The organism is Dyella sp. CR10, from assembly GCF_055814425.1.
On the sequence record NZ_CP185986.1, the window covers coordinates 1,144,771 to 1,160,834 of the forward strand.

20 protein-coding genes are annotated in these 16,064 nt (G+C 66.3%); 13 read left to right on the forward strand and 7 right to left on the reverse strand.

Annotated features, from left to right (window positions below; all coding sequences use genetic code 11):
• Positions 1 to 47: 47 nt before the first annotated feature.
• Positions 48 to 1,385 carry an MATE family efflux transporter gene (locus ACNR9O_RS05360; RefSeq protein WP_473682294.1) on the reverse strand — a complete coding sequence of 446 codons (1,338 nt, stop codon included), beginning with the start codon at positions 1,383 to 1,385 and terminating at the stop codon, positions 48 to 50.
• Between the two features lie 188 nt (positions 1,386 to 1,573).
• Here ACNR9O_RS05360 and ACNR9O_RS05365 point away from each other — a divergent pair, with 188 nt between their 5' ends.
• Entirely contained in the window at positions 1,574 to 2,056 is a 483-nt protein-coding gene (locus ACNR9O_RS05365; protein ID WP_473682293.1) for an FKBP-type peptidyl-prolyl cis-trans isomerase, read from the forward strand.
• A 91-nt stretch (positions 2,057 to 2,147) separates the two neighbouring features.
• Complete coding sequence (locus tag ACNR9O_RS05370; protein ID WP_473682292.1) at positions 2,148 to 3,335, forward strand: FAD-dependent oxidoreductase; 1,188 nt, start codon at positions 2,148 to 2,150, stop codon at positions 3,333 to 3,335.
• A gap of 28 nt (positions 3,336 to 3,363) precedes the next feature.
• Here ACNR9O_RS05370 and ACNR9O_RS05375 read toward each other — a convergent pair whose 3' ends face one another.
• Positions 3,364 to 4,455 carry a phospholipase A gene (locus tag ACNR9O_RS05375; RefSeq protein WP_473682291.1) on the reverse strand — a complete coding sequence of 364 codons (1,092 nt, stop codon included), beginning with the start codon at positions 4,453 to 4,455 and terminating at the stop codon, positions 3,364 to 3,366.
• 121 nt (positions 4,456 to 4,576) lie between these two features.
• Positions 4,577 to 4,993 (reverse strand): hypothetical protein, encoded by a 417-nt coding sequence (locus ACNR9O_RS05380; protein ID WP_473682290.1) that lies wholly within the window; start codon positions 4,991 to 4,993, stop codon positions 4,577 to 4,579.
• 151 nt (positions 4,994 to 5,144) lie between these two features.
• Between ACNR9O_RS05380 and ACNR9O_RS05385 the strand changes: the two genes are divergently transcribed.
• A complete protein-coding gene (locus ACNR9O_RS05385; RefSeq protein WP_473682288.1) occupies positions 5,145 to 6,425 on the forward strand; it encodes a winged helix-turn-helix domain-containing protein in 1,281 nt (426 codons plus the stop codon).
• 5 nt (positions 6,426 to 6,430) lie between these two features.
• Here the strand turns inward: ACNR9O_RS05385 and ACNR9O_RS05390 are convergent, their stop codons facing one another.
• Positions 6,431 to 6,895 (reverse strand): hypothetical protein, encoded by a 465-nt coding sequence (locus ACNR9O_RS05390; RefSeq protein WP_473682287.1) that lies wholly within the window; start codon positions 6,893 to 6,895, stop codon positions 6,431 to 6,433.
• On the opposite strand from ACNR9O_RS05390, the gene ACNR9O_RS05395 reads away from it, so the two are divergent.
• The 8 genes from ACNR9O_RS05395 to ACNR9O_RS05430 all read left to right on the forward strand — a co-directional run bounded on the left by ACNR9O_RS05395 (position 6,894) and on the right by ACNR9O_RS05430 (position 11,828).
• Entirely contained in the window at positions 6,894 to 7,127 is a 234-nt protein-coding gene (locus tag ACNR9O_RS05395) for a hypothetical protein (protein ID WP_473682286.1), read from the forward strand. The two genes, ACNR9O_RS05390 and ACNR9O_RS05395, sit on opposite strands and share 2 nt — an antisense overlap.
• A 154-nt stretch (positions 7,128 to 7,281) precedes the next feature.
• Positions 7,282 to 7,491 (forward strand): cold-shock protein, encoded by a 210-nt coding sequence (locus ACNR9O_RS05400; protein ID WP_026636216.1) that lies wholly within the window; start codon positions 7,282 to 7,284, stop codon positions 7,489 to 7,491.
• A gap of 257 nt (positions 7,492 to 7,748) precedes the next feature.
• Entirely contained in the window at positions 7,749 to 7,961 is a 213-nt protein-coding gene (locus ACNR9O_RS05405; RefSeq protein WP_473682285.1) for a cold-shock protein, read from the forward strand.
• Positions 7,962 to 8,221: 260 nt separating this feature from the next.
• Complete coding sequence (locus ACNR9O_RS05410) at positions 8,222 to 8,443, forward strand: cold-shock protein (protein WP_473682284.1); 222 nt, start codon at positions 8,222 to 8,224, stop codon at positions 8,441 to 8,443.
• A gap of 114 nt (positions 8,444 to 8,557) precedes the next feature.
• The gene (locus ACNR9O_RS05415) at positions 8,558 to 9,454 is read left to right on the forward strand and encodes an alpha/beta hydrolase family protein (protein ID WP_473682283.1); all 897 of its coding nucleotides are present in this window, start codon (positions 8,558 to 8,560) and stop codon (positions 9,452 to 9,454) included.
• A gap of 58 nt (positions 9,455 to 9,512) precedes the next feature.
• Positions 9,513 to 10,565 carry an NADH:flavin oxidoreductase/NADH oxidase gene (locus ACNR9O_RS05420; RefSeq protein WP_473682282.1) on the forward strand — a complete coding sequence of 351 codons (1,053 nt, stop codon included), beginning with the start codon at positions 9,513 to 9,515 and terminating at the stop codon, positions 10,563 to 10,565.
• Positions 10,534 to 11,454 (forward strand): pirin family protein, encoded by a 921-nt coding sequence (locus ACNR9O_RS05425; protein ID WP_473700747.1) that lies wholly within the window; start codon positions 10,534 to 10,536, stop codon positions 11,452 to 11,454. Before ACNR9O_RS05420 ends, ACNR9O_RS05425 begins: the two co-directional genes overlap by 32 nt.
• Before the next feature lie 71 nt (positions 11,455 to 11,525).
• On the forward strand, positions 11,526 to 11,828 hold the full coding sequence (locus tag ACNR9O_RS05430) for an Mpo1-like protein (RefSeq protein WP_473682280.1): 303 nt from the start codon (positions 11,526 to 11,528) through the stop codon (positions 11,826 to 11,828).
• 18 nt (positions 11,829 to 11,846) lie between these two features.
• Here the strand turns inward: ACNR9O_RS05430 and ACNR9O_RS05435 are convergent, their stop codons facing one another.
• The gene (locus ACNR9O_RS05435; protein WP_473682279.1) at positions 11,847 to 12,236 is read right to left on the reverse strand and encodes a cytochrome c; all 390 of its coding nucleotides are present in this window, start codon (positions 12,234 to 12,236) and stop codon (positions 11,847 to 11,849) included.
• A gap of 156 nt (positions 12,237 to 12,392) precedes the next feature.
• Between ACNR9O_RS05435 and ACNR9O_RS05440 the strand changes: the two genes are divergently transcribed.
• On the forward strand, positions 12,393 to 13,178 hold the full coding sequence (locus ACNR9O_RS05440; RefSeq protein WP_473682278.1) for a tRNA threonylcarbamoyladenosine dehydratase: 786 nt from the start codon (positions 12,393 to 12,395) through the stop codon (positions 13,176 to 13,178).
• A 58-nt stretch (positions 13,179 to 13,236) separates the two neighbouring features.
• Here ACNR9O_RS05440 and phbB read toward each other — a convergent pair whose 3' ends face one another.
• Together phbB and gluQRS are read right to left on the reverse strand one after the other, a co-directional pair.
• Positions 13,237 to 13,977, reverse strand: a complete 741-nt coding sequence (gene phbB, locus ACNR9O_RS05445; RefSeq protein ID WP_473682277.1) for an acetoacetyl-CoA reductase — start codon at positions 13,975 to 13,977, stop codon at positions 13,237 to 13,239.
• Positions 13,978 to 14,128: 151 nt separating this feature from the next.
• Positions 14,129 to 14,995, reverse strand: coding sequence for a tRNA glutamyl-Q(34) synthetase GluQRS (gluQRS, locus tag ACNR9O_RS05450; protein ID WP_473682276.1), 867 nt, complete (start codon positions 14,993 to 14,995; stop codon positions 14,129 to 14,131).
• Positions 14,996 to 15,142: 147 nt separating this feature from the next.
• Between gluQRS and htpX the strand changes: the two genes are divergently transcribed.
• On the forward strand, positions 15,143 to 16,033 hold the full coding sequence (htpX, locus tag ACNR9O_RS05455; protein WP_473682275.1) for a protease HtpX: 891 nt from the start codon (positions 15,143 to 15,145) through the stop codon (positions 16,031 to 16,033).
• Positions 16,034 to 16,064 lie beyond the last annotated feature (31 nt).

Genomic DNA, 16,064 nt, shown 5'->3' on the forward strand with positions numbered 1-16,064 from the left:
CGGAGTATCGCTCAGCCGCCCGCCTGCGTGGAGACAAGCGACGCCTTTCAGGCAATCCACGCTCCGCGCCGCCGCAGGCGCAGGGCGAGGGTTCCCAGAGAGGCACCACGAACCGCCATGAAGGCGAGGAAAGCCAGCCACAGGCCGGCGTTGCCCCAGCCGCGCGCGGCCCATGCGAGCAAGGCGAACAGCACGACGGCCAGCAGCATGGCATCGCGCATTTCCCGTGCCCGCGTGGCGCCGATGAAGAGGCCGTCGAGCAGGTAGCTCCACACGGCGACCAGCGGCAGCGCCGCCAGCCAGGGCAGCGCGCGATACGCCACCGCGCGCACCTCGGTCAGGCTGGTCTGTACGTCGACGAACAGATGGCCGCCGAGAACGAACAGCAGCGCATAGCCGAGGCTGCCCAGCAGCGACCACCCGCCCGCGACGACCAGCGCGCGGCGCAGCGCGAGCGAATCGCGCGCACCGATGGCGTGGCCGCACAGGGCCTCTACCGCGTTGGCCAGGCCGTCCAGACCGAAGGCCGTGAGCATCAGTCCATTGAGCAGCAGGGCATTGGCCGCGACGGTGGCGTCGCCCAGGCGTGCGCCCAGCAGCGAGATGCTGAAGAACACGCCTTCCAGCGCCAGCGTGCGCACGAAGATGTCGCGATTGACTGCCAGCAGCGGCACCCAATGCGTGGGTGATCGCATCGCCGACCAGTCCACCTTGCCGGGCAGGCCGCTCAGGGCGTGCCGCGCGCGCCACAGCCCGAACAGCGCGCCGCACCACTCGCCGCAAGCCGACGCCATGGCGATGCCGGGTACGCCCCAGCCGAAGCCGAGCACGAACAGCAGGTTCAAGGCGATGTTCACCAGATTGGCCACCAGCAACAGGCTCAACGTGACGCCCGCGCGCTGCGCGCCGATGAACCAGCCGGCCAGGGCGAAGTTGAGCAGGGCGCCGGGCAGGCCGATGAGGCGGATGTGCAGGTAATCGAGGCTGCGGCTGGCCAGTGCTGGCGTGGCGTACATCTGCGCGATCAGCCATGGCAGCAGCGGAAGCATGAGCACGCCGATGGCGAAGCCGAGCACCGCTGCCAGCAGCAACGCCTGGATCTGCACGGTGCGCAGCGCGGTGTGGTCGCCCGCGCCCGTGGCCTGCGCGGCGAAGCCGGTCGTGCCCATGCGCAGGAAACCCAGGCTCCATACCGGCAAGGCATAGATCGCGCTGCCGACCGCGACCGCCCCCAAGTCCTGCGTGTGCGGCAGGTGGCCGGCCACGGCGCTGTCCACCAGGGCGACCAGCGGCACGGTGAGGTTCGACAAGATCATTGGTACGGCCAGCGCCCAGACCCGACGATGGGTGGGGCGATGGCGCCAGGCATCGAGGAGCAAGGTCATCGGCGGGCAGAAGCGGAAGCAGGGCGCAGGGTATCGCCTATGCCGCCGTGCGGGCATGGGTCGAGGCTGCGCGAAGCGCGCCACGATTCGCGGAAAAAGCGCGTCGACGCCCAAGCTGGTAGGCTTGCCGTTCCTTTCGCGCCGGCCCAGGAACTGGCGCTCCCTTATTTCCCTTTGTGAGAAACACCATGCAGATCGACAAGAACGCCGTCGCGTCCTTCCATTACACGCTGACCGACGACCAGGGTCAGGTCCTCGACAGCTCCGAAGGCCGCGAGCCGCTGACCTATCTGCATGGCGTCGGCCAGATCGTGCCGGGCCTGGAAAAAGCGATGACCGGTCGCGTAGCCGGCGACCAGTTCAAGGTCGACGTCGCTCCCGAGGAAGGTTACGGCGTGCATCACGCGGAATTGACCCAGAGCGTGCCGCGCGAGGCTTTCCAGGGCGTGGAGGACATCCAGCCTGGCATGCAGTTCCAGGGCCATGGTCCGCAGGGCGTCATCAACGTCACCGTCACCAAAGTGGACGATGACGTGGTGCACATCGACGGCAACCATCCGCTGGCCGGCAAGACGCTGCATTTCGCCATCGAGGTGACCGATGTGCGTGCGGCCAGCGAGGATGAACTCGCTCACGGCCACGTGCACGGGGAAGGCGGCCACCACCACTGAGGTTTTCTCGCGTACGCCGGCCCGGCTCATGCCGGGCCGGCGTTTTCGTGTCCGGGCCGCGAGGCCCGTCGCTCAAGGATCGAGTTGCGCCATGCGTGAACGCCTGCGTATCGCTATTGTCGGCTATGGCGCCGCCGGCCAGGCCGCGGCGTTGTTTCTCTCCGCGCAAGGGCACGCGTTGAGCGTGTTCGAGCAGGCGCCCAGGCCGGGGCCGGTCGGCGCCGGTTTCCTGCTGCAGCCCACCGGTCTGGGCGTACTGGAGCGCCTGGGCCTGCACGAACAGGCGCTCGCGCAAGGGCAGCGCATCGCGCGCCTGCATGGCGTCAATCACCGCGGCCGGCGCGTGATGGATATGCGGTATGCCGATCACGCGCCCGATTGCTTCGGCCTGGGCATGACTCGCGGCACGCTGTTTACCTTGCTGCGCGATGCCTACGCGGACGCCGACCGCATTCATACCGGCGTCGCCATCGATGCCGTACTGGGCGACGGGGTCCGGTTGCGCGACCGCCAAGGCAGCATGCACGGCCCGTTCGACCTGACCGTGGTGGCCGATGGCGCCCACTCGCGTCTGCGCGCCGGTTTGCCCGAACGGCAGGTGCGGCGCGCGTCGATGTATCCATGGGGAGCGGTGTGGTGTCTGTTGCCTGCGGACGACTGGCCGCATGGCGACGAGTTGCGGCAGCGCTACGCCGGTACGCGCGAAATGATCGGCCTGCTGCCGGTGGGGCGCCGCGCCGATCGCGATGGCCAATGGCTCACTTTCTTCTTCAGTCTGCCCGGCGAACAGGTGGAACATTTCGACGATGCGGCCCTGGCGCGGCTGCGCGAGCGCGTCGCCGGCATCTGGCCTGAGGCAACGCAGCTGCTGCGTGGCATCGATTCGCCTGAGCAGTTGCATCGCGCCCGGTATCGCGACGTGGTGCTGCGCCATCCGGTCCATGGCCGGACGGTATTCCTGGGCGATGCCGCGCATGCGATGAGTCCGCAGTTGGGGCAGGGCGTGAACATGGCGCTGCTCGATGCCGAGGCGCTGGCTGACGCATTGGCCGGAGACCATGCGCTGGATGCGGCGCTGGCAGGTTATGCGCGGCGAAGGCGTCATCACCTTGCCGTGTACCAGCGCGTGAGTCGCTGGCTGACGCCGCTGTTCCAGTCGCATCGCGATGGCCTGGCATGGTGGCGCGATCTTGCTTTCCAGCCCATGAGCCGTCTGCCGCTGGCGCGCGGGCAGACGCTGAAGATCCTCACCGGCACGAAAAAGGCCTGGTGGCGCTGACCACCAGGCCTTGATGGCGCGCGTATGCTCAGTACCAGTCGAGCAGCGAGATACCCACGCCCAGATACGTCGCGTTGTGGTTGTAATCGATCATGCTCTCGCCGTAGCCCTTGAACAGCTCCATGTAGGCGCGCAGGTTGCCGCTGATCGGGAACGCCCAGGTCAGCTGGCCGGCGCCGTGGCTGCGGCTGCCGCCGCGTAGCGAATGGCGCAGCATCAGGCCGAATTCCTGCCCCTTCCATTCGCGCACGATCTGCATGTCGCCACGCCCTACGTAATCGCTGATGTCGGGGTTGTTATCGTCCTTGGCCTTTTCCGGCACGCGCCACCAGGGGCGGAACATCACCGTCCAGCCGTCGCGTTCGAAGCCGATGTTGCCGATCACGCGATTCCAGCTGCGCGACAGCGGATTGGAGCGTCCATTGGACTGATGGTTGAAGCCGATGCCGAGCAGGCGACCATCCCAGCCCAGCACGTCGTAATGCGTGTTGAAGATCAGCAGCGCTTCCGGCTCGTAGTTGGTCTCGCGGAACGGACGCGAGGTGTGGCTGTTGTAGACCTGCCAGCGCGAGGACTGCGTATAGCCCACCCACAGGTCGCCCTGGTCGCCGAACACGCCTTGCCACACCTTGGACTTGAGGCTGATCTGGAACTTGGCCTCGATGTTCTGCACGTGCTGTGGCGTCTGTACCGTGTTCTCCGGGTTGGGACTGGTCGGGCGTGCGTTCTGGTTGCTGGTGGCGAACACCGGCATCAAGTAGAGCGGCTTGTAGCCGCGCAGGTTGAACGTGCCAAGCTTGCTTTCCGGCGAGAGTTCCCAGCGCGAATCGAGCAGTGACAGCGGGCGGGCGACTTCGGGATTGCCCTGCGTAGCCACGTCGCGCTGACTCTTGTCGGAAGGGAAAACTCCTGGCGCCACGGCGTTCTCATTCGCTTTCTTCTGCGCGGCCGGAAGGTTCACGCGTCCAGTGGCGTGGTCGTAGCAGGCCAGGCGCTGCGAATCGCTTTCGATGGCGGTGCAGGCGCGGATATCCATCGGATCCGGATTCTGCGCATGCGCGGCCGGGGCGGCGAGGCCCGCCATCAACAGCAACGCCATCAGGACGGTCGGTCGCGTCATTGCGTACTCCACGAAAAGGCGGGCCCATCTGGGCAGGAGGAAATGGCGCGGGCGATGAGGGTTGCCGCACACGAAAACGCCGGCCGCGGCGGACCACGGCCGGCGTCAGGGTGCCGGAAGCTCAGCGCTGCTTCAACCAGCGCGCATAGGCGGCCTTGCTCAGATGCTTGTTGCCGCCGGACGCATGCAGGAAGTCGTTGGCGAGCGGCGGATAGGCAGCGGCATCGTCTTCGGTGATGTACGCCTTGCCGTTGGCGAGCGTGGCGAAGTCCGGCGGTGGACCGGCGTCCTTGGTCGCCGGCATGCTCGAGGTAACGCTCACCTGAGCCTGTGCGCCGCTGGCGGCACTGTCCTGCGCCGGTTGCGGCATCGGTTGCGGCGTGGCCCGCGGTTGCGGTGCCGGCATGCTCTGCTGGGCAGGTGCGGGCGGTTGCGAGGGCACGGGCGGCTGCGTTGACTGATCCTGCGCGAGAAGCGCGCCGGCGAACAGCAGCGATGTGGAAGCTATGAGGGTGAGCACGGGTTTGCGTGAAGTCATCGTCAATACTCCATGCCAGAATCACTGGTCTTGAAGGGAAGAGAGCGCGGAATCGCCGCGGCCGTCGACGAACACGCCATGGCGCTCCAACGCTATCCCCACGCTAGCAAAGGGCGGGTAAATGCCTGCACAACCAAGGGATGCACAACGCGTGAAGAATCCGTCATCGCAGCCGCCTGTTGTTTCGATCGCGCGCCTTACGCTCGCGCAGGCACAGCGCCTGCAACTGGCTGCGCAAGGGCTGCTGCAGGCACCCCGCCGCCGCGCGCGGCCCGGCGACATCGTCGCCGCGATCGGGCGGATGCGGCTGCTGCAGATCGACACCATCCACGTGGTGGCGCGCAGTCCTTATCTCGTCCTGCATTCGCGCCTGGGCGACTACGAGCCGGCCTGGCTCGACGATGCGCTGGCGCAGGGACGTATTGCCGAATGCTGGGCGCACGAAGCTTGTTTCGTGCCGGCCGGCGACTATGCCTGGCATCGCGCCTGGCGTGATCGCCGCGGTACTCACTGGGCGCATCGCCACGCCGCGCGCATGCATAGCGAGCAGCGCGCAGGCATGGACGGATTATTGGAGCGCATCCGAGCCGAGGGTGCCTTGCGCGCCGCGGATTTCGAGCACGAGGCGCGCGGCGGTACCAGCGGCTGGTGGTCGTGGAAGCCCGAAAAGAAGTGGCTGGAAGCTTGGTTCGCGCTGGGCGAGTTGATGGTGGCCCGCCGCGATCGCTTCCAGCGGGTGTACGACCTCGCGGAGCGAGTGATCGCCGGGCTGGAGCCGCCGCTCGACCCCGCGCCCGAGGCGATGGACCCTGCCGCGTTGCGCCGACGCTTCGTGCTCGACGCAGTCCGCGCGCTGGGTATCGTCCAGGCACGCTGGGTGGCGGACTACCACCGGCTGAAGCCGGCGGTGACCGATCGCGAGCTGGAGCTTCTGGTGGCGTCGGGCGAGCTGCTTGAAGTGGCGGTAGCGGGCTGGAACGCACGCGCCTATGTGCACGCCGATCACGGCGAACTCCTCGCGCGAGCCGCGCGCGGCCGCTTGCGTGCGACATACACCACGTTGCTTTCGCCCTTTGATCCGCTGGTATGGGACCGGGCGCGCGCACTGGCCATGTTCGGCTTCGAGTACACCATCGAGTGCTACGTGCCCGCACCGAAACGTCGCTATGGCTATTACGTGCTTCCCATCCTGCACCGGGGGCGCCTGGTGGGACGGCTAGACGCCAAGGCGCATCGCGCCGAAGGTGTATTCGAGGTGAAAGCGATATATCTGGAAGAGGGCGTGGAGCCGCAGCCGGTGATGTTGGAGGAGATTGCCCTCGCTATCGCGGCGACCGCGCGCTGGCATGGCACACCGAAAATCAGGCTGGGGCGTTGCCGTCCGGCAGGCATGGCGGCGGCACTGCGCGCGCATTGGCGCGCGCAGGCCTGACTTTTTCAGTGTGAGGCGCCGCTGGCCGGCGCGGCCGGCTGGGTGGCGCAGGATTTACCGTGCAGGGCCTGGTGCAGCTGGTTGGCCAGCGAGGTGCAGCGGTTGCCCAGCTGCGGGCGGATATCCGGGTCCATCGAGTCGCGCAGCAGGCTTTCGCGCATCGCCTCGTAGCGGCCTTCGATCTGGTCGGGCGCATAGATGGCGGCAGCCTGGTGGCAGGCGATGTAGCTGGACAGATAGTTGTCACAGGCGGGAATGCCGGTCTGGTCCGGCAGCGCTTCGGCCGGCGCTGCCTTGGGCTTGGCCGTCGTCGTACGCGCTGGCGCGGCAGTGCGTGTGGTGGTCGCCGACGTGCTCGTCGTGGTGGTCCCGGTGGTTCTGGCGGGGCGGGTGGTCTTGTCGTTGCATCCGGCCAGGACAAGCCCGCCGGCGAACAGGAGCAGGGCCAGGCGCGCTGGAAGCTTGGTCATGATCGATCTCCTTGACTGGCGGCCTCTGGGTGGGCCGGAACCACGAGCGGAAAGGCAACTTCAGGTTGCGCAGGCAGGCGCAATAGACACTGCGGCCCGTAAAGAAAAGCTGAATCGTGCGCGTTTTGGGGTGAAGGGAAAACCCGCCGAAGCCTGTCGTGATTATCTTCGTTCAGCTTTCCGGAAGAAGCGGGATATTCGCTTTTCGCTACGTGGAAAGGCTATGATGTAGCTACTGTAGTTTGCTGGGGTCACCTCGTGACCCGATGCCGCTGATCAGCGATCCGCCTCATCGCCTCACCCCTAGGGTTTTCCTTGCGACTCAGTAAGTCGGCCTTTCCGCTGGAAAGGCTGAGCCTCATCTAAAACCTTATGGAGTGTTTCAAATGTCTGATCGTCAGATCGGTACCGTCAAGTGGTTCAACGACGCCAAGGGCTTCGGCTTCATCAGCCGTGACAACGGCCCGGATGTCTTCGTGCATTTCCGCGCCATCCAGGGCAACGGCTTCAAGAGCCTCGCCGAGGGTGACAAGGTCAGCTTCAAGGTGGTGCAGGGCCAGAAGGGCCTGCAGGCCGACGAAGTGCAGAAGGCCTGAGCGATTCAATCGTTCCAAGCGAAAAAAGCCGGGCTTCATGCCCGGCTTTTTTTATGCGGATATTCCGGCCTGACAGGCTTTCCACGTTGCCTCTCGCGAAAATCCGCTATGCTCCGGCCACTGTGTCTGCTAGGCCACGCGTGCCCCGATGTCCGGTTCCATCCGCATCGCCCCACCGATTCCCTGCATGCCCAGTAAGTCGTCGGCCGTAAGGGGGAGGCCGGCTTGTCTCAGCATCGAGCTGATCGGAGTGAGTCATGTCGGACGATCGTGAAGTTGGTACGGTGAAGTGGTTCAACGACGAGAAGGGTTTCGGCTTCATCAGCCGTGAACAAGGAGATGACGTATTCGTGCATTTCCGCGCGATTGCGGGCAGCGGTTTCAAGAGCCTGAAAGAGGGCCAGAAAGTCAGTTTCAAGGTGGTGAAGGGCCAGAAAGGCCTGCAGGCCGAGGAAGTGACTCCCGCCTGAGCCGGGATCGGTTTTACGTGTAAGAGAAGCCGGGCAGCGACGCCCGGCTTTTTTTCTTCTTATCCTGACTTGGCCCGGTACCGCCGCCGGGTGCGAAAAAATAGGCTATGCTCGGAAGCACTGTGTTTGCCAGGCCACGCGCGTGCGTCCGATGTCCCGGCCCAAGCCTCGCATCGCTTCACCGGTTCCCTGCAGCCCAGTAAGTCGTCGGCCGTAAGGGGGAGGCTGACTTGTCTCGATCGAAATGATTGGAGTGAGTCATGTCGGAAGGTAATGGCCGTAAAAGCGGCACGGTGAAGTGGTTCAACGACGCGAAAGGGTTTGGATTCATCACGCCTGATGACGGGGGCGCGGATCTCTTCGTGCACTTTCGTGCCATTCAGGGGACTGGCTTCAAGTCCCTCAAGGAAGGACAGAAGGTGTCCTTCAAGTCGGTGCAGGGGCAGAAAGGCCTCCAGGCCGACGAGGTGGTTCCCAGCTGAGGGGGCGATTGAGCGAACCACAAGAAAGGCCGGCGCGAGCCGGCCTTTCTTATGTGCGCCTCGGCGGTGAAAGTGCATGCTAGCCTGCCCCTTCGTCCTGACGGGAGCGACCGCGTGCAGCCATCGCCAGCCTTTTCCGCCGAACCGAAGGTGCTGCCGGTCGCGGCGGGCGATGGCGCCCGGTCGGAACTTCTGCTTTCGCTTCCGCCGGGAACCCCGACGGCCCTGTTGTACTGGCTGCCGGCCATGGGCATCGCCGCCAAGCATTACCTGCCGCTTGCGCAGGCGCTGTCGGCGCGCGGTGTCGCGGTCGCGTTGCACGAGTGGCGCGGGATCGGCTCGAGTGACCGGCGCGCAAGCCGGCGCTGCGACTGGGGCTATCGTCAACTGCTCGGCGACGACCTGCCGGCGGGCGTCGCGGTCGCGCAGCGGCATTGCCCCGACGTGGCCTGTTGGTTGGGCGGGCACAGCCTCGGTGGGCAGATCGCCTCCCTTTATGCGGGACAGCATTCGCAGGCGCTCGCCGGGCTGGTGCTGGTGGCTAGCGGGGCGCCGTACTGGCGCCAGTTTCGGCACCGGTTCCCGATTGGCTTGGCCTATGTCCTGGCCCCGTGGCTGGCAGGGTTGACGGGCTACCTGCCAGGGCGGCGCATCGGCTTCGGTGGCAACGAGGCGCGCGGCGTGATTGCCGATTGGGCGCGAAGTGGCCGTACCGGGCGCTATGCGGCGGCCGGCGCGTCGTGGGATCTGGAGGCGGGCCTGGCCATGCTGGACGTGCCGCTGCTGGCAGTCCGTCTGCATGACGACTGGCTGGGGCCGGAGCGATCGCTGGACTGGTTGTTGCGCAAGATGCCGCGGACTGGGCAGCGGCGAGTCTCGCTCGGTGCAGAAGCACTGGGCGGACCGGCAGACCATTTCTCCTGGATGAAGGCGCCAGACGCTGTCGCCGTGACCATCGCCGGCTGGCTGGATGACGCGGGCCAGCGGCCGTCGCGCCGCGCGGCCTCTTGAACCGTGCCTCCGCCGACGGCATGTGAGTGGCTTCGCTTGTAATCGTGCAAGGTCCTTCATGAAGCTTTTTACGCCCCTGGTCCAGCGCGGCGTCACGCTGCGCAACCGCCTGGCGATCGCCCCGATGTGCCAATACTCCGCGACCGACGGGTTGCCAGACCATTGGCATCTCGTGCATTTGGGCAGCCGCGCCGTGGGCGGTGCCGGCCTGATCATCGCGGAAGCGACTGCGGTGTCACCGGAAGGGCGTATCTCACCATCCGATGTCGGCCTGTGGAACGAAGCTCAGCGCGAGGCCTGGCGGCCAATCACCCGCTTCATCGCAGCGCAGGGTGCGGTGCCTGGCGTGCAGCTCGCGCACGCCGGCCGCAAGGCCAGCTCACTGCGGCCGTGGGAAGGTGGCGGCCCGGTCAAGGAGGGGGCCTGGGACACCGTGGCACCTTCGGCGATTCCGTTCGACGCGGGCTGGCATACGCCGCAGGCGCTGGATGAAGACGGATTGCGCAAGGTGATCGACGATTTCCGCGCCGCCGCCGCCCGTGCGCTCGAGGCCGGTTTCCGGCTGATCGAAGTGCACGGGGCGCATGGGTATCTGCTGCACCAGTTCCTTTCGCCGCTGAGCAATCACCGCGAGGACGCCTATGGCGGCAACTTCGAGAACCGTACGCGTCTGCTGCGCGAAGTCATCACGGCGGTGCGCGAGGTATGGCCGGCCGAGCTGCCGCTGTGGGTGCGCATTTCGGCGACAGATTGGCACGAAGGCGGCTGGGACATCGAGCAGAGCATAAGGTTGGCGCGCGAACTGCCGGCGCTGGGCGTAGACCTCGTCGACGTCTCCACTGGCGGCCTTGTGCCGCACGTGAAGATCCCGCTGGGCCCCGGCTACCAGGTTCCGTTCGCGGCACGCATCCGCCGCGAGGCGGGTATCGCCACCGGCGCGGTCGGATTGATCACTACCGCGGAGCAGGCCGCGCGCATCGTCGATCAAGATGAAGCCGATGTGGTGCTGATTGCGCGCGAGAGCCTGCGCGATCCGTACTTCCCCCGCCGCGCCGCGCAGGAGCTCGGTGCGCAAATCGATGCGCCGGCGCAATATCGCCGGGCATGGTGACGAGGAGCTGGACTTGGAACAGAACCCGATATTGATCGATGGGCGCCTGCACGACCTGGGCGACGGTTTTCAGGTGCGCAGGCTGCTGCCCGTACTGCTGGCGCGCCATCTGGGCCCATTCGTGTTCTTCGACCTGATTGGGCCGGTGGATTTCGCGCCGGGCAAAGGCATGGATGTGCGGCCGCATCCGCATATCGGTCTGGCCACGGTCACCTGGCTGTTCGATGGCGCGATCCGCCATCGCGACAGCGTCGGCAGCCTGGCTGACATTCGCCCCGGCGAAGTGAACTGGATGACCGCGGGTCGTGGCATTGCGCATTCGGAGCGCACGCCGCCGGAGCAGCGTCGCGATGGCCAGCGCATGCATGGTGTGCAGGTCTGGGTGGCGCTGCCGCAGAAGGACGAAGAAGTCGCACCGGAATTCCATCATCACGACGCCGCCAGCCTTCCACGCATCCGCCGGCCTGGCGCCGAGCTGGTGCTGATCGCGGGCACGGCCTATGGCGAGCGTTCGCCGGTGAAAGTGTTTGCACCGATGTTCTTCATCGAAGCCACGCTGGAAGCCGGCAGCGAACTCGCGTGGCCGGACGAGCATACCGAGCGCGGTGTGTGCGTGATCGACGGCGAAGTGACCTGGGGCGATCTGACCGTGTCCGCTAACCAGGCGGCGGCCCAGGCCGGCGAAACGGCCGCGTCGCTGATGGCGCCGGTGCGCAGCCGCGTCATGCTGTTCGGCGGCGCACCGCTGGATGGCGAGCGCCACCTGTGGTGGAACTTCGTGTCCAGCCGCAAGGAGCGCATCGAGCAGGCCAAGCTCGAATGGCAGGAGCAGCGCTACGGCAAGGTCGCCGGCGATGAGGAAGAGTTCATCCCGCTGCCGTCCCGCTGAGTCTTGCTGCGGGCGCGCATGCGCCCACGGCACAGTGGCGTTAGGCTGATTCGGTTGATGAGGGAACAACCATGTCCGGCTTCGCCAGCTTCCGCGAGTTCTATCCGTTCTATCTGGGCGAGCACAGCGACCGTCGCTGCCGCCAGCTGCACTTCATCGGCAGCACGCTGGTGCTGGTGGTGATCGCGCTGGCGCTATTTACCGGTCGCTGGGCATGGCTGTGGCTGGCGCCGGTCGCCGGCTACGGTTTCGCCTGGGTCGGGCATTTCGCGTTCGAGAAGAACCGGCCGGCCACCTTCCGTCATCCGCTCTACAGCCTGATGGGCGACTGGGTGATGTACTGGGACGTGCTGCGCGGGAAGGTAAAGCTGTAGACGCGTAAAGCGAGAGCCTCAGCGGTACTTCTGATGGCAGGACTGACAGGTCTCGCCGACCGGCTTCAGCGCGGCCGCGAGCGAGGTGCAGTCCGCCGGCGCAGCCTGCGCCGCCGCCTGCAGGCGGGTATGCAACTGCGTGGCCTCGTCCGTGAACCCCTGGTCGACGCTGGGGAAGGCCTGGGCGATGTCTGTGGAGGTGGAGAGCAGCCGCTCCAGGTGCTGGGCATTGGACGCCGCATCGCAGCGCTGCGTCTTGACCGCGTTGCGCAACTCGCCGGTGTGATGGGCCATGACCGCCATGACGGCATGCGGGAACGGGTTGCGTTGCTTGAGGGCATTCATCGCGAAGACGGTGCCCACGATGCCGATCGCCAGGCCCAGGACGATCAGGAGTGCTGCGCGCATGCGTGTCTATCCATCCAGGGAAACGAAGAGTTCGGGAGGGTAGCACAGCGCTCCGCAGCGCCCGGCATGCTTCGCCGCTAAAATAGGCGGCTTCGTCATCTCGCTTTTTTTCCGTCATGTCAGTTCGCACTTCCATCCTTTGCGGAGCCCCTGCCCATGAGTGAAGTCGCCTTTCCCGCGGAGCGCTTCCAGGGCGTGGAGCGCCTGTACGGCGTGGGTAGCTCCGAACGCTTGCGGCAGGCGCATGTCTGCGTGATCGGTATCGGCGGCGTCGGTTCGTGGGCGGCCGAAGCGCTCGCCCGCAGCGGCGTGGGACGGCTTACGCTGATCGACGCGGATGAAGTGTGCGTTTCCAATACCAACCGGCAGCTGCACGCTCTTGACGGCGAATACGGCAAGCCGAAGGTCGCGGTGATCGCGGCGCGCGTCCGTGCGATCAACCCGGCGATCCAGGTGGATGCGATCGAGCGCTTTCTCACGCCATCCACCCTGGACGAACTGCTGGATCGCGGCTACGACGTCGTGCTCGACGCCTGCGATGCCTTCCGCGTGAAGCTGGAGGCGATCGCCTGGTGCCGCCGCCGCAAACTGCCGATGGTGACGGTCGGGTCGGCCGGCGGACGCACCGATCCGACCATGATCCGCGTGCGCGATCTCTCGCGCACCGAGCACGATGCGATGTTCAGTCTGATCCGCAAGAAGCTGAGACAGGATTTCGGCTTTCCGCGCAATCCCGACCGCTACTTTGGCGTGTCGGCGGTGTATTCGCTGCAGAACGTGCAATACCCGCAACCGGATGGCACGGTCTGCGGCACGCGTCCTCCTGGCGGCGACGCACTGAATCTCGCTTGCGGTGGAGGCCTGGGTGCGGCGACTCACATCACCGGCACGTTCGCCTTCGCCGCGGTGGGCAAGGTGCTGGAAAAGTTGCTCGAACGCTGAAAACGAAACGGGCAGGCACAAAGGCCTGCCCGTCTTGCATCGGCCGCCAGGACAAGGCTTACCAGCCCATGTAGTGGCCGCCGTTGATGGCGAGATTGGTGCCGGTGATCCAAGCGGCTTCGTCGCCGGTGAGGAAGGCCACGGCGTGGGCGATTTCCTCCGGCTTGCCCAGGCGGCCCACCGGGATCTGGGCCACGATCTTCTCGCGGACCTCCTCCGGGACGGCCATCACCATGTCGGTGGCCACGTAGCCGGGAGACACGGTGTTCACCGTGATGCCGAACTTGGCGTTCTCCTGCGCGAGCGAAATAGTGAAGCCATGCATGCCGGCCTTGGCCGCGGCGTAGTTGGCCTGACCATACTGGCCCTTCTGGCCGTTGATCGAGCTGATCTGCACGATGCGGCCCCACTTGCGCCCACGCATGCCGTCGATCACCGGGCGGGTGACGTTGAAGCAGGCGTTGAGGTTGGTGTTCACCACGTCCGTCCACTGCTGATAGCTCATCTTGTGGAAGGTGGTATCGCGGGTGATGCCCGCGTTGTTGACCAGGATTTCGACCGGACCGGCCTGCGCCTCGATCTCGCGCACCATCGCTTCGCAGGAGGACGGGTCGGAGACGTCGCCTTGCACCATGGTTACCTCGATGCCTTCGTGCTTCATCGCCGCGCGCCATGCGTCGGCCTTGGTCGGGTCGCGGTAATTGGTGGCGACGCGATGGCCCTGGCGGGCCAGATACCGAACGATGGCGGTGCCGATGCCACCCGTGCCACCCGTGACCAATGCCGTGCGCTGCGTCATGCCTTGCCTCCAGTTGTCCGCGAAGAAAACTTCCGACCCGATCCTGCCGGGCCGAACCATGTTGAACGAGGAACATGGCAAATCGTCTACGGGAGGCCTGCTGCCGGCCGCGTCATGCGATGGGTCTTGGCAGCGGGTTCTTTATAGCGGTTTATGCGGCCAAACGTACGCTGCAGTGCGGCAAAAAAGCCGGGTCGAAGTGTTCCAGGGCGTGTGCGAGCAGGAACTCGGGATGTTTCGCTGCGGCATCGTCCGGCAAATCCAGAAATCGCAAGGCGCGGCGGAGCGCCGGCAAGGGATCGCGGGGGTCGACCGGCCGGGCCTGCTCCGACTTCGACAGCTTGCGGCCTTCCGCGTCCACCGCGAGCGGGAGGTGCAGGTAAGCGGGGGTGGGCAGGCCCAGGCAGCGCTGCAGCCAGATCTGGCGCGGCGTGGAATCCAGCAAGTCGTTGCCGCGGACTACCTCGGTCACGCCCTGCCATGCGTCATCCACCACGCAGGCGAGCTGGTAGGCATAGAACCCCTCCACCCGGCGGATCACGAAATCGCCTGCCACCTCGCGCAGATTCTGCCGCTGCGGCCCTTGCAAGGCATCGTCGAAGGCGACCTCCAGGTCGGGTGAGCGCAGCCGCCAGGCCGGTGCGCGAGAAGGATCGGCCAAGGCTACGCATTGCCCATCCCGGTGCATGCCGCCTGCGGCAGCCAGGTCGGCGCGGCTGCACCAGCAGGGAAACACATGACCGGTGGCGCGCAGCTGTTTGAAGGCGGCATCGTAGGCCTCGATCCGACGGGACTGGAACACGGCAGGCTCGTCCGCGGTCAGGCCGAAGGCGGGCAGGGCGGCCAGGATGTCGCGCGCGGATCCCGGGACTTCGCGCGGCGGATCGATGTCCTCCATCCGCAGCAGCCAGCGCCCGCCCGCGTGGCGCGCGCACAGCCAGCTGGCTAGCGCGGCGACGAGGGAACCGAAATGGAGTTGGCCGGTCGGAGAGGGGGCGAAGCGTCCGCGGTAGCTCATCCGCGTATTGTACGTGTCGACCTCGGGGTCTCCCCGCGCGTCGGCGGCTGATCCTCGGCAGCGCTCTTGAAACCTGGCCGCTTCGCCACGATTTCATACGGGCGGCAGGCGCCGCTCCCTTTTTCATGACTGCCCAGAGAGACAGCCATGCGACGCATCGCTCTGTTCGTCCTTACCAACCTCGCCGTCCTCCTCCTGCTCAGCATCGTCTGCCGCCTGTTCGGCATCGATCAATGGGCCGCTTCCCGTGGCTTCGGGGGCATGGGCGGGCTGCTGGTCTACGCCGCCGTCTTCGGTATGGGCGGCGCTTTCATTTCGCTGGCGATGTCCAAGTGGACCGCAAAGATGTCCACCGGCGCCCGCGTGATCGAGCAGCCGCAGAACGAGACGGAGCGCTGGCTGGTCGAGACCGTGCGCCGTCACGCCCAGAACGCCGGCATCGGCATGCCCGAGGTGGCCGTGTATGACGCCCCGGAAATGAACGCCTTCGCCACCGGCATGACCAGGAACAGCTCGCTGGTGGCGGTGAGCACCGGTCTCCTGCAGCAGATGGATCGCGAGCAGGTCTCGGCGGTGCTCGGTCACGAGATCGGCCACGTCGCCAATGGCGACATGGTCACCCTGACCCTGATCCAGGGCGTGCTCAACACCCTGGTGATCGTGGCCGCCCGCCTGGTCGGCCGCGTGGTGGACAGCTGGCTGTCCGGCGGGCGCGATCGCGAAGGGGGCGGCGGTATCGGCTATTTCGTGTCGGTGATGGTGCTGCAGCTGGTGTTCGGCTTGTTCGCCTCGATGATCGTGATGGCGTTTTCACGCTGGCGCGAGTTCCGTGCCGACGCGGCAGGTGCCCAACTGGCCGGCCGCGGCTCGATGATCTCCGCGCTGCAGCGTCTGCAGGCCAACCATGGCGAGAGCACGCTGCCGCAGACCATGGCCGCCTTCGGCATCGCCGGCCACCTCGCTTCCGGCTTCCGCCGCCTGTTCATGAGCCATCCGCCGCTGGAAGAGCGCATCGCCGCGCTGCAAAGCCGGGCCTGAGCGGTTACCTTTCCTGGAGGCGGGCGCCCGG